We start from the raw sequence: 1,050 nt of genomic DNA, 5'->3' as shown, positions 1-1,050 counted from the left end.
GCGTGGTGGTTGTGGGTTGGTTGTTGGTTGAGAATTGCACAGTGGACGCGAGCATCTTGTTTTCTGTGGTTTGTTGTGTGGTTAAGTTGTCAAGGGCGGACGGTGGATGCCTTGGCACCAGGAGCCGATGAAGGACGTGGGAGGCCGCGATAGGCCTGGGGGAGCTGTCAACCTAGCTGTGATCCCAGGGTGTCCGAATGGGGAAACCTAGCATCAGTCATGTGGTGTTACTCCCGCCTGAATATATAGGGCGGTGAGGGGGAACGCGGGGAAGTGAAACATCTCAGTACCCGTAGGAAGAGAAAACAATAGTGATTCCGTGAGTAGTGGCGATCGAAAGCGGATGTAGCCTAAACCGTGTGCGTGTGATACTTGTCAGGGGTTGCGTGTGCGGGGTTGTGGGATCTGCTTTTCACATCTGACAGTGTGGAGAAGAGTTATAAAGTCGCATGTTAGTCGAACGACGTGGGAAAGTCGGCCGTAGACGGTGAGAGCCCGGTAGGCGAAAATGTGTGATCTCTTTGCAGGTGTCCCGAGTAGCAGCGGACTCGTGTAATTCGTTGTGAATCTGCCAGGACCACCTGGTAAGGCTGAATACTTCCTGGTGACCGATAGCGGACGAGTACCGTGAGGGAATGGTGAAAAGTACCCCGGGAGGGGAGTGAAATAGTACCTGAAACCGTTCGCCTACAATCCGTCAGAGCCTTATGCGCACTTGTGCGTGGGGGTGATGGCGTGCCTTTTGAAGAATGAGCCTGCGAGTTAGTGGCATGTGGCGAGGTTAACCCGGGTGGGGTAGCCGTAGCGAAAGCGAGTCTGAAGAGGGCGTCTGAGTCGCGTGTTCTAGACCCGAAGCGGGGTGATCTAGCCATGGGCAGGTTGAAGCGTGGGTAAGACTGCGTGGAGGACCGAACCCACCAACGTTGAAAAGTTGGGGGATGACCTGTGGTTAGGGGTGAAAGGCCAATCAAACTCCGTGATAGCTGGTTCTCCCCGAAATGCATTTAGGTGCAGCGTCGTGTGTTTCTTGCCGGAGGTAGAGCACTGGAT

General features: G+C 54.7%; 1 rRNA gene. It reads left to right on the top strand.

The window, feature by feature from the left end:
• Positions 1–79: 79 nt before the first annotated feature.
• Positions 80–1,050: ribosomal RNA gene (locus AB0M20_RS45495) — 23S ribosomal RNA — on the top strand; the annotation flags it as partial.

The organism is Actinoplanes sp. NPDC051633, from assembly GCF_040681735.1.
Lineage (GTDB): Bacteria > Actinomycetota > Actinomycetes > Mycobacteriales > Micromonosporaceae > Actinoplanes.
Note: the sequence above shows the minus strand (reverse complement) of the source record. Positions and strands in the feature narration are given on the sequence as shown.